We start from the raw sequence: 22,280 nt of genomic DNA on the forward strand, positions 1-22,280 counted from the left end.
CGTGTCGCTGAGCCTCGCGGGGGGTGTGTCGCCGCTGCGCGAGATGGCCGCGGTGCAACAGGAATTCAATTTCGCGGATGCGGGCGTCGTCGGCATGGCCCTGCTGATGGCCGTGGTGAGCCTGATGATGGGCATCGCGCTGCCGGACCGCCGCTTCATCGCCTACGCGGGCTACCTCGTCACGCTCGGATTGCTGTTCGCGAGTTCGGAAGGCATGCCGGCCTCCCTGTGGCTGCAGGACAGCCCCATTGGCCGCGGTTCGCTTGCACAACTTCTCGGTCTGCCTGCACACGGCGGCCGCATTCGCATTCGCCCGGGTGCTGCTCGACATGGACCGGCAGTTCCCGCGCATGAACCGCGTGTTCCAGGTGATGACGTTTCTCTGCTTCGCGGCCTGCGCGATTGGCCATCGCCGGCTGGGTACGGGTTCGTCGGCGCGGCCTCTGAACATGCTGTGGGTGGTGTTCGCGGCCTGCATCGTGCCGATGTGCGCCCTCGTGCTGCGCCGGAACATCCAGGCCTGGCCCGGGACTGGTCGGCTATGCGATCTATTTGATGATGGGCGCGGTGCACTTCGCGAAGAACCTGCAATGGCTGCCCTACAACCGACGCCACCCAGTACAGCTACGCGATCGCCAGCATCCTGCACATCATGGCCTTCTTCTTCGCGCTGGGCTGGCGCGTGCGCCAGCGCGAGCGGCGCGCGCTCACGCTGTCGCTGCGGCATCGCGCACGCCTCGCGCAGCGCGTGCACCAGCGCACGCGCGACCTGCGCCAGGAGATCACGGAGCACCATCGCACGCACGACCAGCTGGCGCTGGCGCTGCGCGAGCAGCGCGGCCTGCTGGCCATGGTGTCGCACGAGTTCCGCACGCCGCTGGGCACGATCGGCGGCGCCGGCGCAGATCCTCTCGGACGACCGGCTCGGCGCTGGCGCGCGAGGAGGTCAGGAAGGAGGCCGAGAAGATCAGCCGCACGGTCTATCGCATGCGCGATCTGGTCGACACCCTGCTGGCCGACGAATCGGCTCGATGCCTCGAGCAACAACCTGCACCTGGCGCCGCTCGAGCTCGCGGTCTTCCTGCGCGAGAAGATCGCGGAGCACAACGAAGGCGTCGCCGCCGGCCGCATCTCGCTGCAGCTCGACGCGCACGCGCTGCCGGTGCTCGCGGACGAGACGCTGATGCACATCGCGATGGACAACCTGTTGACCAACGCCATCAAGTACGCGCCGGCCGCATTCGCCGGTGCGCGTGCGCGCCGGCATCCGGCGCTGCCGTTCCGACGACTTTCCGGAAGGCGACCGATACCGGGCGTCTGCATCCAGGTGTGCGACGAAGGCCCGGGCTTCATGCCGCAGGACCTCACGCATGTGTTCGAGCGCTTCTACCGCGCGGCCGGCGTGCGGCGCATCCCGGGCATCGGGCTGGGCCTGCACATGGTGCACCGCATCGCCACGGTCCATGGCGGCAGCGTGGTCGCCTCGAACGGCGCCCAGCGAGGGCGCGGTGCTGACCCTGACGCCTGCCGCTGCTCGGCGGCGCCGAGCCGTCGCGAACGCCCGAGGCGGAAGGCGCATCGGCACCGCCGATGCCCGAGCGCGGAGGGCTGTCGATGAGCGTCGCAACGCGGGTGCTGGTGATCGAGGACGACGACGACCTGCGCGACACCGTGTTGCGCTACCTGCGCGGTGTCGGCATGCTCGCGCGCGGACTCGAGAGCGCCGAGATGCTCGATGCGGAACTCGAGCGGCAGGACTTCGATGCCGTGGTGTGCGACGTCAACCTGCCGGGCGAGGATGGCTTCAGCGTGCTGGCGCGCCTGCGCTCGCGCAGCGCCATGCGCATCGTGATGCTGACCGCGCGCGGCATGCTCGACGATCGCCTGCACGGACTCGGGCTCGGCGCCGATTACTACCTGGTCAAGCCGGTGAACCTGCGCGAGCTCGAGATGGTGCTCAACAACCTGCTGCAGCGCAGCCAGGAAGCGCAGGGGCAGGGCGCGCGCGAACCCGGTCACCATGCGGCGACGGAGGCCGGCGACATTACTGCGCACGCGCCCTGGCGCTATCACGACACAACCTGGCTGCTGCTGTCGCCGGCCGGCGACCGCGTGCAGTTGTCGAGCGCGGAAGCGCGCCTGCTGTTGTGCCTGATCGAACAGCCGCGCGAAGTGGTGGGCCGCGCCGCGCTGCTCGCGGCGATGGGCCGCCCCGGGCTCGAAGCCTACGAGCGCAACCTCGATGTGACGGTCTCGCGGCTGCGCCGCAAGGCCGAGCAGGCCTGCGGCGAGAAGCTGCCGATCGTCGCGGTGCGCGGCGAGGGCTACAGCTTCCAGGCCGACGCGCGCATCGACCCGTGAGCGCAGCGCGCACGCCGGCGCGCGCTGCACGAATCAATGCCTTCCTTTGCCGGCGAAGCCCACGGTTTTCCGTGGAGCGTTTTCGCCGTTCGTTGCAAGAAAAAGTAAGGTGCAAATCAGGTAGCGCCCTTTGAGAATTTCCTCCCAAGCGGCAACGCAGTGATGCCGCACGCGCCATCGCGCCTTTCGCGCCTGCATGGCAGGAGGAGATCCCATGAAAACAAGCACGCCAGCCATCGACCTGCGGTCGTCGGCTGCATTGGCCGTGCCCGGCTTCTTCATCCATTCCCGGCGCGGCACCCGCCTCCCTTGCCTGCCGCTCCCGATCTGATTTTTGCCTCGGCGCCTTGCGCGCACGGCCCACGGAGAACCGTTGATGAATGTCGTCTACAAAACCATCTGGAACGCAGCGCTCGGAGCCTGGGTGGCGGTCTGCGAAACGGCACGCGCACGCGGCAAGCGCGGCAGCAGCCGGCGCGCGCTGACCGGCGCGAGCCTGGTGGCGCCGCTGCTGGGCGTGCCGCTCTTCCTGCTGAGCGGAACGGCCTGGGCGGTGTGCACGCTCGCGGGCAACGCGCTCGACTGCACGGGCACCACGCCGGGCTGGGTCGGCGTTGCGAACGGCGGCACGATCAACAACAGCGGCGACGATCGCCAAGCTCGGCGACGGCACCTGGGGTATCTACACGGGCGCCAACATCACGGTCAACAACACCGGCACGATCAGCGGCACGTCGGGCGTGGTGATCGGCGGCAACGCGGTCATCAACAACGACGGCGGCATCATCCGCAGCACCGACCGCGCGATCCAGGTGACGGGCGGACCGGTCACGCTGACCAATTCGAACGGCGGCATCATCGAGGGCGTCGCGGGTGCCCTGATCTACGGCGGCGGCACGATCGTCAACACCGGCAACAGCCGCATCAGCAGCACGGGCGGCTATCTCGGCCTGGGCTTCGGCGGCGGCAGCGCCAGCATCACCAACACGCTGGGCTCCACCATCTCGGGCGCCGCCGCCAGCATCTACGGCCAGGCGACTTCGCTCACCCTCGACAACGGCGGCCTGCTGCAAGGCAGCGCCATCCTCGAAAACGGCCTGGTGCAACGGGTCACCTTGCGTGTGGGCAGCCAGATCGCCGGCGACCTCAGCATCGGCGCCCAGACCGGGTCGACGCTGACGCTGTTGGGCGCGGGCACGCAGCTGTATTCGCAGGCGGCCACGGGCACCACCACCTTCGGCGGCGACCTGATCAAGAACGACAGCGGCGACTGGGTGATCAATCGCTCGATGGCACCGCGCACCGCGACCGTCAATGCGGGCGCGCTGGGCTTCGCGGCCGGCGGCAGCTTCGGTGGCAACACCGCGCTGAGCCTGGCCGCGGCGGGCACCACGCTGCATACCGATTCGGGCAACGCCGTCGTGGGCAATCTCACGGGCGTGGCGGGCAGCAAGGTCGCGCTCGCGACCGGCTCTTCGCTGCGCATGGCGGACAACAGCAGCACCACGATTGCCAGCGACTTCAGCGGCGGCGGCACGCTGATCAAGAGCGGCACCGGCACGCTCACGCTGGGCGGCGACAACAGCGGCTTCAGCGGCAGCTTCACGGCCAATGCCGGCACGCTGCAGGCCGCGAGCGCGAATGCGATCGGCGGCGCCGCGCTCGGCATCGGCGGCGCGGTGACGCTCACCAGCCCTGGCGCGCTCGCGCTCAACGCGGTCGGCCTGAACACCAGCGCCGGCACCGGCGTGCTCAGCGTGCAGACGCCGGGCGCGGTGAGCTTCAACGGCGCCGTGTCGGGCGCGGGCTCGCTCGACCTGCGCGGCGTCGGCGGCAAGGTCTCGCTGCTCGGCAACAACAGCTACGCGGGCGGCACGCGCTTCGCCGACAACACGGTCGTGCTCGGCAGCAACACCGCGCTGGGCACAGGCGTGGCGACCATCGAGGGCAACACGGCGCTGTCGGGCAACGCGGCATTGACGCTGGGCAATGCCTTCGTCATCGGCAAGGCAAACCTGCTGGCCATTTCCGGGCCGGCCCTGACGCTCAACGGCCCGATCTCGGGCGCCGGCGGCATCGTGAAGCAGGGCACCGACACGCTCACGTTCGGCGGCGCAAACACCTATGCCGGCGGCACCACGGTGACAGCCGGCACGCTGAGCATCAACAACGAGAGCGGCAGCGCCACGGGCACGGGCGCGGTGCAGGTGCAGTCGGGCGCGACGCTCGTGGGCAGCGGCGCGATCGCGGGTCCGGTGAACGTGGCGGCGGGCGCGCGGCTGTCGATCGGCAATGGCGGCGTGGGCACGCTGACCACCGGCGCGCTCACGCTGGCCGCGGGTTCGGCGCTCGACATGGAACTGGGCCAGGCCGGCGTCGTCGGCGGCGCGCTCAACGACCTGCTCAACGTCAACGGCGACCTCTCGCTGCGCGGCACGCTCAATGTCGGCCAGTCGGCCGGCGGCAATTTCGGCGCGGGCATCTACCGGCTCATCAACTACACGGGCACGCTCACCGCCAACGCGATGACCATCGGCAGCGCGCCGACGCCGCCGGGCTATCTCGCGCTGCAGACCGGCCTGGCCAACCAGATCAACCTGGTCAACACCGGCGGCCTCGCGCTCAACATGTGGGACGGCGGCAATCCCGCGAACTTCAACGACGGCAAGATCACGGGCGGTGCGGGCAGCTGGCGCGCGGGCAGCCCGGGCGACAACTGGACCGACGTCAATGGCGTGGCGAACGCGGGCTGGATCCAGGACGGCTTCGCGGTCTTCGCGGGCACGGCCGGCGCCGTCACCGTCGACAACACCGGCACCGACGGCGCGGTGCGCATCGGGGGGGCGCAGTTCGCGGTCGACGGCTACGCCATCAATGGCGACGCCTTGACGATCAATGCGCCGGCCACGGTGGTGCGCGTGGGCGACGGCACGAACGCGGGCGCGGGCATGACCGCGACCATCGCGTCCGCGCTGGTCGGCACCGGCGGCCTCGTCAAGGACGACCTCGGCACGCTGGTGCTCGACGGCCTCAACAGCTACGGCGGCGGCACCACCATCAAGGGCGGCGTGCTGCAGATCGCATCCGACGGCAACCTCGGCGCGGCGACGGGCGGCCTGGCGCTCGAGGATGGCGCCACGCTGCGCGTGGCCGCCGGCGTTTCCAGCACGCGTGCCGTGAGCCTGGGCGCGGGTGCGGCCACCTTCGAGGTCGTGCCGGTCGAGACCCTGAGCCTCGGCGGCAAGGTCAGCGGCGCGGGCCGCCTGCGCAAGACCGGCGCGGGTCTGCTGCAGCTCGGCGCGGCCAACGACTACACGGGCGGCACCGAGATCGCGGAGGGTGGGCTCGATGCGACGGTGACGGGCGCGCTCGGCAGCGGGCCGGTGTCGGTGGCGGGCAATGCGACGCTGGCCTTCGCCAACACGGCCGATGCGGGCAAGCTCGCGATCACGGCCGCCGCGAGCGGCGGCGCGCCGGCCGACAAGGGCGGCTTCGTGCAGTTCGGCAACGGCAGCTCGGCCGGCGAAGCGACCATCGACGGCGAAGCCAGGGCGCCGCGGTCGAATTCGCGCGACAGCGCGAGCGCGGGCAAGTCCGTGATCGAGAACCGCGGCGGCCTGAGCACCTTCGGCTTGACCGCCAGCGCGGGCCAGGCGCAGATCACCAACGTCGCCGGCGGTCGCACTGAACTGCGCGGCGACTGGGCGACGCGCGGGCCAGGCGCGAAGCTGGTCAACGAAAGCGGCGGAACGATCGACTTCCTGAGAGCGCGCGAGCGCGGACCAGGCGACGGTGGTGAACAACGCGGGCGGCAACTGCGCATCGACGGCCTGGCCAATGCGGGCGTGGGCATCGGCTCGCTCGAAGGCGCGGGCGATGTGCTGCTGGGCGCGAAGGCACTGACCACGGGCGGGCTGAACGCCGAGCACCGACCCTGTCGGGCACGATCGCGCAGCGGGCGCGGCATGGGCTCGGGTGGTCAAGGTGGGCAGCGGAACGCTGGCGCTGACCGGCGCCAACACCTATACCGGCGGCACCACGGTGGCGGGCGGCACGCTGGCCGCGAACAACGCGAGCGGCAGCGCCACGGGCACGGGTGCGGTGCAGGTGCAGTCGGGCGCGACGCTCGCGGGCACGGGCAGCATCGCGGGCGCGGTGAACGTCGCGAAGGGTGGCGTGCTGTCGGCCGGCAATGGCGGTGCGGGTACGCTGACCGTTGGGCAGCTTGAATTTGGCCGAGCGGCGCGGTGCTCAACTACGACCTCGGCCAGGCCGGCGTGGCCGGCGGGGCACTCAACGACCTCGTCAACGTCAACGGCAACCTGCAGCTCGACGGCACGCTCAACGTGGCGCAGACGGCCGGCGGCAAGTTCGGCGCGGGGCCTCTACCGCCTCATCAACTACACCGGCACGCTGACCGACAACGGCCTGGAGATCGGCACCGCGCCCACCGATGCGCGCAACCTGCGGTGCAGACCGCCGATCGCGAACCAGGTCAACCTGCTGAACGTCCACGGCCTGACGCTCAATCTGTCGGGATGGCACCGACAGCGCGAACATCAACGACGGCAAGATCGCCGGCGGCCGGGCACCTGGCGCGCGGGCGCGCCCGGCGACCAGCTGGACCGACGTCAACGGCACGCTCAACGCGACCTGGCAGCAGGACGGATTCGCGATCTTCACCGGCAAGGCCGGCACCGTCACGGTCGACAACAAGGGCCCCGGCGGCGCGGTGCGCATCGGCGGCGCGCAGTTCGCGGTCACGGCTACACGGTCAACGGCAGCCCGCTCACGATCAATGCGCCCGCCACCGTGGTGCGCGTGGGCGACGGCACCGCGGCGAGCACGGGCATGAGCGCCACCATCGCCGCCGCGATCGGCGGTGCCGGGCGGCCTGGTGAAGGACGACGGCGGCACGCTGGTGCTGAGCGCCGCAAGAACAGCTACAGCGGCGGCACCACGGTGAAGGCCGGCGTGCTGCGGATCTCCTCCGATGCCAACCTCGGCGCCGCCAGCGGCGACCTCGCGCTCGACGGCGGCACGCTGGCCATCGCCGCGGGCTCGGGTCCACTGGCACCACGCGCGACATCGCGCTCGGCACGGGCGGCGGCACGCTGGACCTGGCGAACAACGCCTACGAGGTCTGACGGCGTCCGGTCAGCGGCAAGGGCGCGCTCGACGTCACAGGCAAGGGCGGCACGCTGCTGCTCTCCAAAGACCAGCAGCTTCTCGGGCGGTACCGTCGCTGCGCGGCGGCGCCGGCATCACGGCCTTTGCCGCCGGCGCGCTTGGGCAGCGGCGACGTGCGGCAGGTCGATACCGACACCACGCTCGTCTTCTCCGCCGGCGGCGGCGCCGGTTCCAACGACTTACATCGTCGGCACGGCCGGCGTGCCGGGGCGGCAACACGCTGGCCTTCGCGCAGAACGCGACGGCCGCCGCGGGCGAAGATCGCGCTGTTCGGCGCGGGCTGGCAGGACCCCGACCGCAACTCGCTGCAGTTCCTCGACGGCGCCGTCGGCGCCAGCGCCACGATCAACAACAAGGGCGCGGCGGTCGTCTTCGCGGCGAAGTCGAGCGCGGGCAGCGCGACGATCACCAACGGCGCCAACAGCCTGCTGTCCTTCATCGGTGCGTCCTCGGCGGCCAAGGCGGCGATCGACAACCAGGGCGGCATGCTGCAGTTCGCCGGCACCGCGACGGGCACCACGGGCACCGTCGTCAAGTCGACGGGCACGGTCGATGTCTCGGGCTCGACCGCGCCGACCGGCGTCGAACTCGGTTCGCTCTCGGGCTCGGGCGCGGTGGTGCTCGGTGCCCACGCGCCCTCACCGTGGGCGGCTTCGGCGGCAGCGACACGCTCTCGGGCGTGGTCAGCGACAAGGGCAGCGTATTCGCGCAGCCGGGCTCGGGCACCGGCGGCTCGATCGTCAAGGTCGGCGCCGGCACGCTCACGCTGAGCGGCGCCAACAGCTACACCGGCGGCACGACGGTGGCCGCGGGCACGCTGAGCGTGACCAACAAGAGCGGCAGCGCGACCGGCACGGGCGCGGTGCAGGTGCAGTCGGGCGCGACGCTGGCCGGCACGGGCACCATCGCCGGCACGGTCACGGTGGCGAACGGCGGCGGCGGTGCAACCCCGGCAATGGCGCGGGCACGCTGACCGTGGGCGGCCTGGCCCTCAATGCGGGTTCGGTGCTGAACTACCAGCTGGGCCAGGCCGGCGTGGCCGGCGGCACGCTCAACGACCTGATCAACGTCAACGGCAACCTGCGGCTCGACGGCACGCTCAACGTGGCGGAGACCGCGGGCGGCAAGTTCGGCGCGGGTCTCTACCGCCTCATCAACTACACGGGCACGCTGACCAACAACGGCCTGGACATCGGCACCGCGCCGAGCGACACCGGCAAGCTGTTCGTGCAGACCTCGGTGGCCAACCAGGTCAACCTGCTCAACACCAACGGGCTGGTGCTGAACCTCTGGGACGGCGGCAACGCCGCCAGCGTCAACGACGGCAAGATCGCCGGCGGCACGGGCACCTGGCGCGCGGGCGGCCCGGGCGACTACTGGACCGATGCCAACGGGCTGGCCAACGGCACCTGGTTGCAGGACGGCTTCGCGGTGTTCGCCGGCAAGGCCGGCACCGTCACGGTCGACAACAAGGGCGCGGCCGGCGCGGTGCGCATCGGCGGCGCGCAGTTCGCGGTCGACGGCTACACCATCGGCGGCGATGCGCTGACGATGAACGCGGCGGGCTCCGTCATCCGCGTCGGCGATGGCACCGCCGCGGGCGCGGGCATGAGCGCGACCATCGACGCGGCCCTCACGGGCACCGGCGGCCTCGTGAAGGACGACCTGGGCACGCTGGTGCTCGGCGGCGCCAACAGCTATGCGGGCGGCACCACGGTCAAGGGCGGCGTGCTGCAGATCACGGCCGACGCCAACCTCGGCAAGGCCGGAACGGGCCTCGGCCTCGATGGCGGCACCCTGCGCATCGGCGCGGGCGCCGCGCCTTTCGTGAGCACCGCGCGCCGTGGCGCTCGGCACGGGCGGCGGCACCGTCGACCTGGGCAGCAACAGCTTCGGCATCGGCGGCGCGGTCAGCGGCAAGGGCGCGCTCACGGTCACCGGCAAGGGCGGCACGCTGAGCCTGGCGCAGGCCGGCAGCTACAGCGGCGGCACGGTGCTGCGCGACGGCGCGGCCATCACCACCACCGCCAGCGGCGCGCTCGGCAGCGGCGCGGTGCTGCAGCAGGGCAACGACACCACGTTGACCCTGCTCGGATCGGCCAGCGGCGGCAGCAATGGCTACGCGGTCGGCCGGGCGGGTTCGAGCGACGACGGCAACCTGCTCGCGTTCGGACAGACCGCGACGGCCGCCGCCGCGAACATCGTGGTCAACGGCAAGGGCTGGCAGTCGGCGACGACGAACGAACTGCGGTTCGGCACCAGCGCCAGCGCGGGCAGCGCGACCCTCGCCAACGCGGGCGGCGCGATTCGTTTCCGTCGGCGCCTCCAGCGCGGGAACGGCGACGATCTCCAACGGCGACAAGGGCCTGCTGGCCTTCGCCGGGAGCGCCACGGCCGGCGGCGCGAAGATCGCCAACGCCTCCGGTGGCCTGGTGGCGTTCCTCGATGGCGCCAGCGGCGCGAAGTCGACGCTGGCCAATGCCGCGGGCGGCGTGGTCGATGTCTCGGGCGCGACCTCGAAGACCGGCGTCGAGCTCGGTTCGCTGTCGGGCGCGGGCGGGGTCGTGCTCGGGTGCCACGCAGCTCACGCTCGGTGGGCTGAACGCGGGCGACACGATCTCGGGCGTCGTGAGCGACAAGGGCAGCGTCTTCGCGCAGCCCGGGTCGGGCATGGGTGGCTCGATCGTCAAGGTGGGCAGCGGCACGCTCTCGCTGAGCGGCGCCAACACCTACACCGGCGGTACGACGGTGGCGGGCGGCACGCTGGCCGCGAACAACGCGAGCGGCAGCGCGACCGGCGCGGGTGCGGTGCAGGTGCAGTCGGGTGCGACGCTCGCGGGCACGGGCAGCATCTCGGGCGCCGTCGATATCGCCAAGGGCGGTGTGCTGTCGGCTGGTAATGGCGGTGCGGGCACGCTGACGGTCGGCAGCCTGAGTCTCGCCAATGGCGCGGTGCTCAACTATGACCTGGGACAAGCGGGCGTGGCCGGTGGGGCGCTCAACGACCTGGTCAATGTCAACGGCAACCTGCAGCTCGATGGCACGCTCAATGTGGCGCAGTCGAAGGGCGGGGTGTTCGGCGCGGGTATCTACAGGCTGATCAACTACACGGGTGGGCTGACAGACAACGGCCTGGATATCGGCACGGCGCCGGGTTCGAAGACCGACCTGCAAGTACAGACCTCGGTGGCCCAGCAGGTCAATCTCGTGAACCGCTCGGGCCTGTCGCTGAACTTCTGGGACGGCAGCGACGCGAGCAAATACAACGACGGTCAGATCGCCGGCGGCTCGGGTACCTGGCGCGTGGGCGTGCCGGGCGACAGCTGGACCGGGGTGGACGGCAAGATCAACGCGGCCTGGGCACAGAACCAGTTCGCGGTGTTCGGTGGTGTCGCGGGCACCGTCGATGTCGACGATGGCAATGGCACGGTGCGTATCACCGGTGCGCAGTTCGCTACAGGCGGCTATCGCCTGCAGGGCGATGCGATCGAACTCGGCGGCGCGGCCACCACCGTGCGCGTGGGCGATGGCAGCGCGGCCGGCGCGGGCATGACGGCGACCATCGCGTCCTCGGTGACCGGCACCGGCGGCCTGGTCAAGGAAGACCTGGGCACGCTGGTACTGGACGGCAGCAACGGCTACAGCGGAGGCACGACCATCAAGGGCGGCGTGCTGCAGATCGCTTCGGACGCGAACCTCGGTGCGGCCGCGGGAGGGCTCGCGCTCGAAGGCACCACGCTGCACGTGACGGGCGACACCGCCAGTGCGCGCGCCGTGAGCCTGGGTGCAGGCAGCAACAACTTCGACATCGACAAGACCGTCGCGTTGAATGGCACGGTCAGCGGCGCGGGCAGCCTCCGCAAGATCGGCGCGGGCACCTTGCGGCTCGGTGCGGCCAATGGCTACGTGGGCGGCACCTTCGTCGACGCGGGCACGTTGGCCACTGGCGTGACGGGCGCTCTGGGCAGCGGCGCGGCGAGCGTGGCTTCGGGCGCCACCTTGCAACTGGATGGCGGCTTCGATGCCGGAACCACGGCGATCGGCAATCAAGGCACGGTGCGCTTCCAGGACAAGACGAACGCGGGCACCTCGACGATCACCAATGCCAAGGGTGGCGTGCTGGCCTTCGCGAACGACGCATCGGCCAACAAGGCCACGGTGCTCAATCAGTCGGGCGCGCAGCTGCGCATCGACCAGGCGACAACCGGCGTGAACGTCGGTGCGGTCAGCGGTGCGGGCAACGTGCTGCTGGGCGCGAAGGTGCTGACCACGGGCGGTCTCAACACCAGCACGACGCTGTCTGGCACGGTCAGTGGCGCGGGTGGATCTGTCATCAAGGTGGGCAGCGGCACGCTCTCGCTGAGCGGAGCCAATACCTACACCGGCGGTACGACCGTGGCAGGCGGCACGCTGGCCGCGAACAACACGGGCGGCAGCGCGACCGGTAGCGGGGGCGGTGCAAGTGCAGTCGGGTGCCACGCTCGCGGGCACCGGTAGCATCGCGGGGACGGTGAACGTTGCCAAGGGCGGCGTGCTGTCCGCGGGCAATGGTGGCGCGGGCACGCTGACGCTGGGCGGTCTGAGCCTGGCCGATGGCGCGGTGCTCAACTACGACCTGGGCCAGGCCGGTGTTGCCGGTGGTGCGCTCAACGACCTCGTCAACGTCAACGGTAACCTGCAGCTCGACGGCACGCTCAATGTGGCGCAGTCGAAGGGCGGAGTGTTTGGCGCGGGTATCTACAGACTCATCAACTACACCGGTGGCTTGACCGACAACGGTCTCGACATCGGCAGCACGCCGAGCGCCAAGACCGACCTGCAGGTCCAGACTTCGGTGGCCCAGCAGGTCAACCTGGTCAATCGCGCAGGCCTGTCGCTGAACTTCTGGGACGGCGGCGACGCAAGCAAGTACAACGACGGCCAGGTGGCCGGTGGCAACGGCACCTGGCGCGTGGGCGTTCCAGGCGACGGCTGGACCGGTGCCGACGGCAAGATCAACGCGGCCTGGGCCCAGGGCCAGTTCGCGGTGTTCGGCAGCAGCGCCGGCACCGTCGACGTCAACGACGACAACGGCACGGTGCGCATCACCGGTGCGCAGTTCGCGACCAACGGCTATCGCGTGCAGGGCGATGCGATCGAGCTGGGCAATGCTGCGACGACCGTGCGTGTGGGCGACGGCAGCGCGGCCGGTGCCGGCATGACCGCGACCATCGCGTCGTCGCTGACCGGCGCGGGCGGATTGGTCAAGGAAGATCTCGGCACGCTGGTGCTCGATGGCAGCAGCAGTTACAGCGGCGGTACCACCATCAAGGGCGGCGTGCTGCAGATCGCATCCGATGCAAATCTCGGCGCGGCCGTCGGCGGGCTCGCGCTCGAGGGCACCACGCTGCATGTAACGGGCGACACCGCGAGCAAGCGCGCCGTGAGCCTGGGCGCTGGCAGCAACAACTTCGACACCGACAAGACCGTCGCGCTGAACGGCACGGTCAGCGGCCCGGGCAGCCTGCGCAAGATCGGCGCGGGCACCTTGCGGCTCGGCGCGGCCAACAACTACGCGGGCGGTACCTTCGTCGATGTCGGCACGCTGGCCACCGACGTAACCGGTTCGCTGGGCAGCGGTGCGGCGAGCGTGGCGTCGGGCGCCACCTTGCAACTGGATGGCGCATTCGACGCAGGCGCCACGGTCATCGGCAACCAGGGCACCGTGCGCTTCCAGGACAAGGCCAGCGCGGGCACGTCCACCATCACCAATGCCAAGGGCAGCGTGCTGGCCTTCGCGGACGACGCATCGGCCACCAAGGCCACGGTGCTCAACCAGGCCGGCGCGCAACTGCGCATCGACCAGTCGACAGCGGGCGTGAACGTCGGCGCACTCGATGGCGCGGGCGACGTGCTGCTGGGCGCGAAGGCGCTGACGACCGGTGGGCTGAACGCCAGCACCACGGTGTCGGGCACGATCGGCGGCGCCGGCGGTTCCGTCATCAAGATGGGCAATGGCGCGCTCGAGCTGAGCGGCGCGAACACCTACACCGGCGCGACCATCGTGGCGGGCGGCACGCTGGCCGCGAACAATGCAAGCGGCAGCGCAACCGGCACGGGCGCCGTGCAGGTGGAGTCGGGTGCCACGCTGGCGGGCACCGGCAGCATCGCGGGGACGGTGAACGTCGCCAAGGGCGGCGTGCTGTCCGCGGGCAATGGTGGCGCGGGCACGCTGACGCTGGGGCGGCCTGAGCCTGGCCGATGGCGCGGTGCTCAACTACGACCTGGGACAGGCGGGCGTTGCAGGCGGCGTGCTCAACGACCTCGTCAACGTCAACGGCAACCTGCAGCTCGATGGCACGCTCAATGTGGCCGAGACGGCCGGCGGCAAGTTCGGCGCGGGCATCTACCGGCTCATCAACTACACGGGCGGCCTGACCGACAACGGCCTCGACATCGGCACGGCACCGGGCGCGGCGGCCGACCTGCAGGTGCAGACCTCGGTGGCCCAGCAGGTCAACCTGGTCAATCGCGCGGGCCTGTCGCTGAACTTCTGGGACGGCGGCGACAGCACCAGGTACAACGACGGCCTGGTAGCCGGCGGCAGCGGCACCTGGCGCGTGGGTATACCGGGCGATGGCTGGACCGGTGCGGACGGCAAGATCAACGCGGCCTGGGCGCAGAGGCAGTTCGCGGTGTTCGGTGGTGTCGCTGGCACTGTCGACGTGGACGATGCCAATGGCACGGTGCGCATCACCGGTGCGCAGTTCGCGACCAACGGCTACCGCCTGCAGGGCGATGCGATCGAGCTCGGCAGCGCGGCCACCACCGTGCGCGTGGGCGATGGCACGAACGCCGGTGCTGGCATGACCGCGACCATCGCGTCTTCGCTGACTGGCGCGGGGCGGATTGGTGAAGGAAGACCTCGGCACGCTGGTGCTGGACGGCACCAGCAGCTATGCGGGCGGAACCACTATCAAGGGCGGCATCCTGCAGATCGCATCGGATGCGAACCTCGGTGCGGCCACGGGCGGCCTCGCGCTCGAAGGCACCACTCTGCACGTGACCGGCGACACCGCTGGCACCCGCACCGTGAGTCTGGGCACAGGCAGCAACAGCTTCGACATCGACGCGGCTCGCACGCTGGCGCTCAACGGCGCAGTGAGCGGCGCGGGCAGCCTGCGCAAGATCGGCGCGGGCACCTTGCGGCTCGGCGCGGCCAATGGCTACGCGGGCGGTACTTTTCGTCGATGTGGGCACGTTGGCCACCGGCGTGGCTGGCGCGCTCGGCAGTGGCGCGGCGAGCGTGGCCTCGGGTGCCACGCTGCAACTGGATGGCGCATTCGACGCCGGCACCACCGCGATCGGCAACCAGGGCGCCGTGCGCTTCCAGGACAAGGCGAGCGCGGGCACCTCGACCATCACCAATGCCAAGGGTGGCGTGCTGGCCTTCGCGGGCAACGCCTCGGCCGACAAGGCCACGGTGCTCAACCAGGCGGGCGCGCAACTGCGCATCGACCAGGCCAGTACCGGTGTGAACGTCGGTGCGGTCAGCGGCGCGGGCAACGTGCTGCTGGGCGCCAAGGCGCTGACCACGGGGGGACTGAACACCAACACGACGCTGTCGGGCACGATCGGCGGCGCGGGCGGTTCGGTCGTCAAGGTGGGCAGCGGGACATTGACGCTGACGGGCGCGAACACCTACACCGGCGGCACCACCGTGACGGGCGGCACGCTCGCCGCGAACAACGCGAGCGGCAGCGCGACGGGCACGGACGCCGTGCAGGTCCAGGGCGGCGCGACGTTGGCCGGCACCGGCAACATCGCGGGGGCGGTGAACATCGCGAAGGGAGGCGTGTTGTCGGCTGGCAATGGCGGTGCGGGAACGCTGACGCTGGGCAGCCTGAGTCTCGCCAATGGCGCGGTGCTCGACTACGAGCTGGGGGCAGGCGGGCGTTGCCGGCGGCGCGCTCAACGACCTGGTCAATGTCAACGGCAACCTGCAACTCGACGGCACGCTCAATGTGGCGCAGTCGAAGGGCGGGGTGTTCGGCGCGGGTATCTACCGGCTGATCAACTACACCGGCGGGCTGACCGACAGCGGCCTGGATATCGGTACGGCGCCGGGTTCAAAGACCGACCTGCAAGTGCAGACCTCGGTGGCGCAGCAAGTCAACCTGGTCAATCGCGCGGGCCTGTCGCTGAACTTCTGGGACGGCGGCGACGCGAGCAAGTACAACGACGGCCAGATTGCCGGCGGCTCGGGCACCTGGCGCGTGGGCGTGCCGGGCGACGGGTGGACCGGTGCGGACGGCAAGATCAACGCGGCCTGGGCACAGAACCAGTTCGCGGTGTTCGGCGGCGTCGCGGGCACTGTCGACGTGGACGATGGCAACGGCACGGTGCGCATCACCGGTGCGCAGTTCGCTACCGGTGGCTACCGCCTGCAGGGCGATGCGATCGAACTCGGCAGCGCGGCCACCACCGTGCGCGTGGGCGATGGCACGAACGCCGGTGCTGGCATGAGCGCGACCATCGCGTCTTCGCTGAGCGGCGCGGGCGGATTGGTGAAGGAAGATCTGGGCACGCTGGTGCTGGACGGCACCAACAGCTATGCGGGCGGAACCACCGTCAAGGGCGGGGTCCTGCAGATCGCATCCGACGCCAATCTCGGCGCGGCCACCGGCGGGCTCGCGCTCGAGGGCACCGCGCTGCATGTGACGGGTGACACCGCCGGCACACGCACCGTGAGCCTGGGCGCGGGCAGCAACAGCTTCGACATCGACGCGGCTCGCACGTTGGCGCTCAACGGGGTAGTGAGCGGCGCGGGGCAGCCTGCGCAAGATCGGCGCGGGCACCTTGCGGCTCGGCGCGGCCAACAACTACGCGGGTGGCACCTTCGTCGACGTCGGCACGCTGGCCACGGACGTGACCGGTTCACTTGGCAGCGGCGCGGCGAGCGTGGCATCGGGCGCCACCTTGCAACTGGATGGCGCATTCGACGCCGGCACCACCGCGATCGGCAACCAGGGAACCGTTCGCTTCCAGGACAAGGCAAGCGCGGGAACGTCCACCCTCACGAATGCCGCGGGCGGCGTCCTGGCCTTCGCGGACGACGCATCGGCCACCAAGGCCAAGGTGCTCAACCAGGCCGGTGCGCAACTGCGCATCGACCAGGCGACCACGGGCGTGAACGTCGGCGCACTGATGGCGCGGGCAACGTGCTGCTGGGCGCCAAGGCGCTGACCACCGGTGGGCTGAACACCAGCACGACGGTATCGGGCACGATCGGCGGTGCGGGCGGTTCGGTCGTCAAGGTGGGCAGCGGGACGCTGACGCTCACCGGCGCCAACAGCTACACCGGTGGCACGACGGTGACGGGCGGCACGCTGAGCGCGAACAATGCCAGCGGCAGCGCGACCGGCGCGGGCGCGGTGCTGGTGCAGTCGGGTGCCACGCTGGCGGGCACGGGCAGCATCGCGGGTGCCGTGAACGTTGCCAAGGGTGGTGTGCTTTCCGCGGGCAATGGTGGTGCGGGCACGTTGACGGTTGGCAGTCTGAGCCTGGCCGATGGCGCGGTGCTCAATTACGACCTGGGTCAGGCCGGTGTTGCCGGCGGTGCGCTCAACGACCTCGTCAACGTCAATGGCAACCTGCAACTCGACGGCACGCTCAATGTGGCAGAGACGGCCGGCGGCAAGTTCGGCGCGGGCATCTACCGGTTGATCAACTACACCGGTGGTCTGACCGACAACGGTCTCGACATCGGTACGGCGCCGAGCGCCAAGGCCGATCTGCAGGTGCAGACTTCGGTGGCCCAACAGGTCAATCTCGTGAACCGCGCAGGCCTGTCGCTGAACTTCTGGGACGGCGGCGACGCGAGCAAGTACAACGACGGCCAGGTGGCCGGTGGCAACGGCACCTGGCGCGTGGGTGTGCCGGGCGACGGTTGGACCGGTGCCGAGGGCAAGATCAATGCGGCCTGGGTGCAAGACCAGTTCGCGGTGTTCGGCAGCAGCGCCGGCACCGTCGACGTGGACGATGGCAACGGCACGGTGCGCATCACCGGTGCGCAGTTCGCCACCAACGGTTATCGCGTGCAGGGCGATGCGATCGAACTGGGCGCTGCGGCGACGACCGTGCGCGTCGGCGACGGCAGCGCGGCTGGTGCCGACATGACCGCGACCATCGCATCGTCGCTGACAGGCACGGGCGGTCTGGTCAAGGAAGACCTCGGCACGCTGGTGCTGGACGGCAGCAACAGCTATGCGGGTGGCACCACCATCAAGGGCGGCATCCTGCAGATCGCATCGGATGCCAACCTCGGTGCGGCCGCGGGCGGCCTCGCGCTCGAAGGCACGACGCTGCATGTGACGGGCGACACCGCCAGCAAGCGCGCCGTGAGCCTGGGCACGGGCGTCAACAGCTTCGACATCGACAAGACCGTCGCGTTGAACGGAACGGTCAGCGGCGCGGGCAGCCTGCGCAAGATCGGCACGGGCACCCTGCAACTCGGCGCGGCCAATGCATACGTTGGCGGCACCGACGTCGCCGCAGGCTCGGTCGAGGCCCTGGCCACGGACGCGCTGGGCACGGGAGCGGTGTCGGTGGCGGGCAATGCCTCGCTGGCCTTCACCAACACGGCCGACGCGGGCAAGCTCGCGATCACCTTGGCCAAGCGCGGCAGTGCACCGACCGACAACGGCGGCTTCGTCGCTTTCCGCGACAGCAGCTCGGCCGGCAATGCGACCCTCACGGCGCACCAGGGCGCCTCGGTCGAGTTCCGCGACACCGCGAGCGCGGGCAGTTCGGTGATCGAGAACCGCGGTGGCTCGACCACGCTGTGGTTCAACGCGGAGGGCGGCAAGGCTCGGATCACGAACTTCGCGGGCGGTCGCATCGACCTGCTCGACGACGCCAGCGCGGGCCAGGCACGACTGGTCAACGAAAACGGCGGTGTGATCAACCTGGCCGACCGCACGAGCGCGGACCAGGCGACGGTGGTGAACAACGCGGGCGGGCAGTTGCGCATCGGCAGCCTCACCAATGCGGGTGTGAGCATCGGCTCGCTCGAAGGCGCGGGTGAGGTGTTCCTCGGAGCGAAGGCGCTGACGACGGGCGGTTTGAACACGAGCACGACGGTGTCGGGCACGATCAGCGGCGGCGGTGGCTCGGTCGTGAAGGTCGGCAGCGGCACGCTCGAACTCAGCGGTGCCAACACCTACACCGGCGGCACGACGGTGGCGGGCGGCACGCTGGCCGCGAACAACAAGAGCGGCAGCGCGACGGGTACGGGCGTCGTGCAGATCCAGGGCGGCGCGACCTTGGCCGGCAATGGCAGCATCGCCGGTGCCGTGAACATCGCCAAGGGCGGTGTGCTGTCGGCCGGCAATGGGGGCGTGGGCACGCTGACGCTCGGCAGCCTGAGCCTGGCCGACGGCGCGGTGCTCAACTACGACCTGGGCCAGGCCAACACCGTGGGCGGTCCGCTCAACGACCTCGTCAACGTCAACGGCAACCTGCGGCTGGACGGCACGCTCAACGTGGCGCAGTCCACGGGCGGCAGCTTCGGCGCGGGCCTGTACCGGCTCATCAGCTACACGGGCAGCCTGACGGACAACGGCCTCGACATCGGAACGGCGCCGGGCGCGGCGGCCGATCTGCAGGTGCAGACCTCGGTGGCGCAGCAGGTCAACCTGGTCAACCGCGCGGGCCTGTCGCTGAACTTCTGGGACGGCAGCGACGCGAGCAAGTACAACGACGGCCTGGTGGCCGGCGGCAACGGCACCTGGCGCGTGGGCGTGCCGGGCGATGGCTGGACCGGTGCCGACGGCAAGATCAACGCGGCCTGGGCGCAGGGACAGTTCGCGGTGTTCGGCGGCAGCGCCGGCACCGTGACGGTCAGCAACGCGGGCGGCACGGTGCGCATCACCGGTGCGCAGTTCGCCACCAACGGCTACCGCGTGCAGGGTAACGAGATCGAGCTCGGCAATGCAGCGACCACCGTGCGCGTGGGCGATGGCACCAACGCCGGCACGGGCATGACCGCGATCATCGCGTCCTCGCTCACCGGCGCGGGCGGTCTGGTCAAGGACGACCTCGGCACGCTGGTGCTGGACGGCAGCAACAGCTACAGCGGCGGCACGACCATCAAGGGGGGCATCCTGCAGATCGCGTCGGACGCCAACCTCGGCGCCGCGGCGGGCGGTCTCGCGCTCGAAGGCACCACCCTGCGCGTGACGGGCGACATCGCCAGTGCGCGTACGGTGAGCCTGGGGGCGGGCAGCAACCGCTTCGACGTCGACGCGGCGCGTACGCTGGCGCTCAACGGCAGCGTGAGCGGCGCCGGCAGCCTGCGCAAGATCGGCGCGGGGCAGCTTGCGGCTCGGTGCGGCCAATGCGTATGCCGGCGGCACCTTCGTCGACGCGGGCACCTTGACCACCGACGTGACCGGTGCACTCGGCAGCGGCGCGGCGAGCGTGGCCGCGGGGGCCACGCTGCAACTGGGTGGCGGTTTCGATGCCGGCACCACGGCCATCGGCAACCAGGGCACGGTGCGCTTCCAGGACAAGGCGAGCGCGGGCACGTCGACCCTCACCAACGCCGCGGGCGGCGTGCTGGCCTTCGCGGACGACGCTTCGGCGAGCAAGGCCACGGTGCTGAACCAGGCCGGGGCGCAGGTGCGCATCGACCAGGCGAGCGCTGGTGTGAATGTTGGCGCTCTTGGCGGCGCGGGCGACGTGCTGCTGGGCGCGAAGGCGCTGACCACGGGTGGACTGAACACCAGCACGACCGTGTCGGGCACGATCAGCGGCAACGGTGGCTCGGTCGTGAAGGTGGGCAGCGGTACGCTCGACCTGATCGGCGCCAATACCTACACCGGTGGCACGACGGTGGCGGGCGGCGCGCTCGCCGTGAACAACGCGAGCGGCAGCGCGACGGGCACCGGCGGCGTGCAAGTCCAGTCCGGCGCCATGCTCGCGGGCAACGGCAGCGTGGCGGGTGCGGTCAGCATCGCCAAGGGCGGCGTACTGTCTGCGGGCAACGGTGGCGTCGGCACGCTGACGCTGGGCAGCCTGAATCTCGCCGAAGGCGTGGTGCTCAACTACGACCTGGGCCAGGCCAACACCGTCGGTGGGGCGCTCAACGACCGCGTGCAGGTCAATGGCAACCTCCAGCTCGACGGCACGCTCAACGTGGCGCAATCGAAGGGCGGCGTATTCGGCGCGGGCATCTATCGCCTGATCGACTACACCGGCAGCCTGACCGACAACGGCCTGGACATCGGCAGCGCGCCGATCGCGGCCAAGGACCTGCAGGTGCAGACCTCGGTGGCTCAGCAGGTCAATCTGGTGAACCGCGCGGGCCTGTCGCTGAACTTCTGGGATGGCGGCGACAACACGAAGTACAACGACGGCAAGGTCGCCGGGGGCAATGGCACCTGGCGTGTCGGTGTGCCCGGAGACGGTTGGACTGGTGCGGACGGCAAGATCAATGCGGCTTGGGCGCAGGATCAGTTCGCGGTGTTCGGCGGCACGGGTGGCACGGTCACGGTCAGCAACGCGGGCGGCACGGTGCGCATCAACGGCGCGCAGTTCGCGGCCGATGGGTATGTGCTGCAGGGCGATGCGATCGAGCTCGGTGCTTCGGGGTCGGTGGTGCGTGTGGGCGATGGCTCGGGCACTGACGTCGATCGCACGGCCACGGTCAACGTCGCGCTGACCGGCGCGGGCGGCTTGGTGAAGGACGACGTGGGTCGCCTGATCCTCGGCGGGACCAACACCTACACCGGCGGCACGACCGTGAAGGCCGGCGTGCTGCAAGGCAACACGGCGAGCCTGCAAGGCGGCATCGTCAACGACGCAGAAGTCGTGTTCGACCAGGCCAAGACCGGCAGCTATGCGGGCACGATGAGTGGCAGCGGCAAGCTGCGCAAGACCGGTGCGGGCACGTTGACCCTGACCAGCGTGAACAGCTACGCAGGCGGCACCTTCGTCGACGCCGGCACGCTGGCCACCGACGTAACCGGAGCCCTCGGCAGCGGCGCGGCGAGCGTGGCTTCGGGCGCCACGCTGCGGTTCGGCGGAAAGGCCGACCTGGGAAGCCTGTCGGTCGCCAACAGCGGCACGGTGCGCCTGCAAGGCAACGCGAGCGCGGGCAGCGCCAGCCTCGTCAATGCCTCGGGCGCCGTGCTGGCCTTCGCGGACGACGCGACGGCCGACAAGGCCACGGTGAGCAACGCGGCCGGTGCGCAGGTGCGCATCGACCAGGCCACGACGGGCGTGAGCATCGGCACCCTCGATGGCGCGGGCGACATCGCGCTGGGAGCGAAGGCGCTCACGCTCGGTGGGTTGAATGGCGATGCGAGCCTGTCGGGCACGATCGATGGCAATGGCGGTTCGATCGTGAAGGTGGGCAGCGGCAAGCTCACGCTGACCGGCGCGAACACCTACACCGGCGGCACCACCGTGGGCGCGGGCACGCTGAGCGTGAACAACAAGAGCGGCAGTGCGACGGGCACGGGCGCGGTGCTGGTCCAGAGCGGCGCGACCCTCGCGGGCAGCGGCAGCATCGATGGCGCGGTGACCATCGACAAGGGCGGCATCCTCGCTGCGGGCAACAGCCCTGGCACGCTGACGCTCGGTGCGCTCACGCTCGCGGGTGGCTCCACGCTCAACTACGAACTCGGCCAGGCCGGCGTTCCCGGCGGTGCGCTGAACGACCTGATCAACGTGACGGGCAACCTGAA

The 22,280-nt window shown here is 70.6% G+C and carries 11 protein-coding genes and 8 pseudogenes; 15 read left to right on the top strand and 4 right to left on the bottom strand.

The genetic code is table 11. The features are described 5' to 3' along the window. Position 1: 1 nt before the first annotated feature. From ACHMXE_RS23255 to ACHMXE_RS23265, 3 genes are all read left to right on the top strand, one after another. Positions 2-556, top strand: coding sequence for a hypothetical protein (locus ACHMXE_RS23255; RefSeq protein WP_395351549.1), 555 nt, complete (start codon positions 2-4; stop codon positions 554-556). A gap of 96 nt (positions 557-652) precedes the next feature. After that, positions 653-1,618, top strand: a complete 966-nt coding sequence (locus tag ACHMXE_RS23260; RefSeq protein WP_395351551.1) for a sensor histidine kinase — start codon at positions 653-655, stop codon at positions 1,616-1,618. Further along, entirely contained in the window at positions 1,615-2,361 is a 747-nt protein-coding gene (locus tag ACHMXE_RS23265) for a response regulator transcription factor (RefSeq protein ID WP_395351553.1), read from the top strand. The genes ACHMXE_RS23260 and ACHMXE_RS23265 overlap by 4 nt, the downstream gene beginning before the upstream one ends. Before the next feature lie 33 nt (positions 2,362-2,394). Here ACHMXE_RS23265 and ACHMXE_RS23270 read toward each other — a convergent pair whose 3' ends face one another. After that, complete coding sequence (locus ACHMXE_RS23270; RefSeq protein WP_395351555.1) at positions 2,395-2,643, bottom strand: hypothetical protein; 249 nt, start codon at positions 2,641-2,643, stop codon at positions 2,395-2,397. A gap of 94 nt (positions 2,644-2,737) precedes the next feature. On the opposite strand from ACHMXE_RS23270, the pseudogene ACHMXE_RS23275 reads away from it, so the two are divergent. Together ACHMXE_RS23275 and ACHMXE_RS23280 are read left to right on the top strand one after the other, a co-directional pair. Beyond that, positions 2,738-2,818: pseudogene (locus ACHMXE_RS23275) on the top strand (ESPR-type extended signal peptide-containing protein); the annotation flags it as partial. Between the two features lie 1,027 nt (positions 2,819-3,845). Then, positions 3,846-5,672, top strand: a pseudogene (locus ACHMXE_RS23280) (beta strand repeat-containing protein); the annotation flags it as partial. 1,030 nt (positions 5,673-6,702) lie between these two features. On the opposite strand, the gene ACHMXE_RS23285 reads toward ACHMXE_RS23280, so the two are convergent. Next, on the bottom strand, positions 6,703-7,125 hold the full coding sequence (locus tag ACHMXE_RS23285) for a hypothetical protein (RefSeq protein WP_395353116.1): 423 nt from the start codon (positions 7,123-7,125) through the stop codon (positions 6,703-6,705). A gap of 87 nt (positions 7,126-7,212) precedes the next feature. Here ACHMXE_RS23285 and ACHMXE_RS23290 point away from each other — a divergent pair. Then, positions 7,213-7,326: pseudogene (locus ACHMXE_RS23290) on the top strand (hypothetical protein); the annotation flags it as partial. 169 nt (positions 7,327-7,495) lie between these two features. Here ACHMXE_RS23290 and ACHMXE_RS23295 read toward each other — a convergent pair. Then, on the bottom strand, positions 7,496-8,098 hold the full coding sequence (locus ACHMXE_RS23295; protein ID WP_395353118.1) for a hypothetical protein: 603 nt from the start codon (positions 8,096-8,098) through the stop codon (positions 7,496-7,498). A 96-nt stretch (positions 8,099-8,194) separates the two neighbouring features. Between ACHMXE_RS23295 and ACHMXE_RS23300 the strand changes: the two genes are divergently transcribed. The 5 genes and pseudogenes from ACHMXE_RS23300 to ACHMXE_RS23320 all read left to right on the top strand — a co-directional run. Next, positions 8,195-8,524: an autotransporter-associated beta strand repeat-containing protein gene (locus tag ACHMXE_RS23300; RefSeq protein ID WP_395352767.1), complete on the top strand. Its 330-nt coding sequence runs from the start codon at positions 8,195-8,197 to the stop codon at positions 8,522-8,524. A 2-nt stretch (positions 8,525-8,526) separates the two neighbouring features. Continuing rightward, positions 8,527-12,048 carry an autotransporter-associated beta strand repeat-containing protein gene (locus ACHMXE_RS23305; RefSeq protein WP_395352769.1) on the top strand — a complete coding sequence of 1,174 codons (3,522 nt, stop codon included), beginning with the start codon at positions 8,527-8,529 and terminating at the stop codon, positions 12,046-12,048. Positions 12,049-12,061: 13 nt separating this feature from the next. After that, entirely contained in the window at positions 12,062-14,446 is a 2,385-nt protein-coding gene (locus ACHMXE_RS23310) for an autotransporter-associated beta strand repeat-containing protein (RefSeq protein WP_395351557.1), read from the top strand. 20 nt (positions 14,447-14,466) lie between these two features. Next, positions 14,467-14,745: pseudogene (locus ACHMXE_RS23315) on the top strand (hypothetical protein); the annotation flags it as partial. 7 nt (positions 14,746-14,752) lie between these two features. Then, positions 14,753-15,232, top strand: a pseudogene (locus ACHMXE_RS23320) (hypothetical protein); the annotation flags it as partial. On the opposite strand, the gene ACHMXE_RS23325 reads toward ACHMXE_RS23320, so the two are convergent. Next, complete coding sequence (locus ACHMXE_RS23325) at positions 15,232-15,372, bottom strand: hypothetical protein (RefSeq protein WP_395353120.1); 141 nt, start codon at positions 15,370-15,372, stop codon at positions 15,232-15,234. The pseudogene ACHMXE_RS23320 and the gene ACHMXE_RS23325 overlap by 1 nt on opposite strands. A gap of 680 nt (positions 15,373-16,052) precedes the next feature. Here ACHMXE_RS23325 and ACHMXE_RS23330 point away from each other — a divergent pair. From ACHMXE_RS23330 to ACHMXE_RS23345, 4 genes and pseudogenes are all read left to right on the top strand, one after another. Next, positions 16,053-16,172, top strand: a pseudogene (locus ACHMXE_RS23330) (autotransporter-associated beta strand repeat-containing protein); the annotation flags it as partial. Between the two features lie 217 nt (positions 16,173-16,389). After that, on the top strand, positions 16,390-16,776 hold the full coding sequence (locus ACHMXE_RS23335) for a hypothetical protein (protein ID WP_395351559.1): 387 nt from the start codon (positions 16,390-16,392) through the stop codon (positions 16,774-16,776). 71 nt (positions 16,777-16,847) lie between these two features. Next, positions 16,848-19,661 (top strand): annotated as a pseudogene (locus ACHMXE_RS23340) (beta strand repeat-containing protein); the annotation flags it as partial. A 247-nt stretch (positions 19,662-19,908) separates the two neighbouring features. Beyond that, positions 19,909-21,984: pseudogene (locus ACHMXE_RS23345) on the top strand (beta strand repeat-containing protein); the annotation flags it as partial. Positions 21,985-22,280: the final 296 nt, after the last annotated feature.

Origin of the sequence: Variovorax sp. UC122_21 (assembly GCF_044056785.1) — a bacterium.
GTDB lineage: Bacteria > Pseudomonadota > Gammaproteobacteria > Burkholderiales > Burkholderiaceae_C > Variovorax.

Coding starts and splice junctions, on each gene's coding strand:
- ACHMXE_RS23260 (WP_395351551.1), top strand. CDS start 653: ATGGCCTTCTTCTTCGCGCTGGGCTGGCGCGTGCGCCAGCGCGAGCGG.
- ACHMXE_RS23265 (WP_395351553.1), top strand. CDS start 1,615: ATGAGCGTCGCAACGCGGGTGCTGGTGATCGAGGACGACGACGACCTG.
- ACHMXE_RS23270 (WP_395351555.1), bottom strand. CDS start 2,643: ATGAAGAAGCCGGGCACGGCCAATGCAGCCGACGACCGCAGGTCGATG.
- ACHMXE_RS23325 (WP_395353120.1), bottom strand. CDS start 15,372: ATGTTCACCGCCCCCGCGATGTTGCCGGTGCCGGCCAACGTCGCGCCG.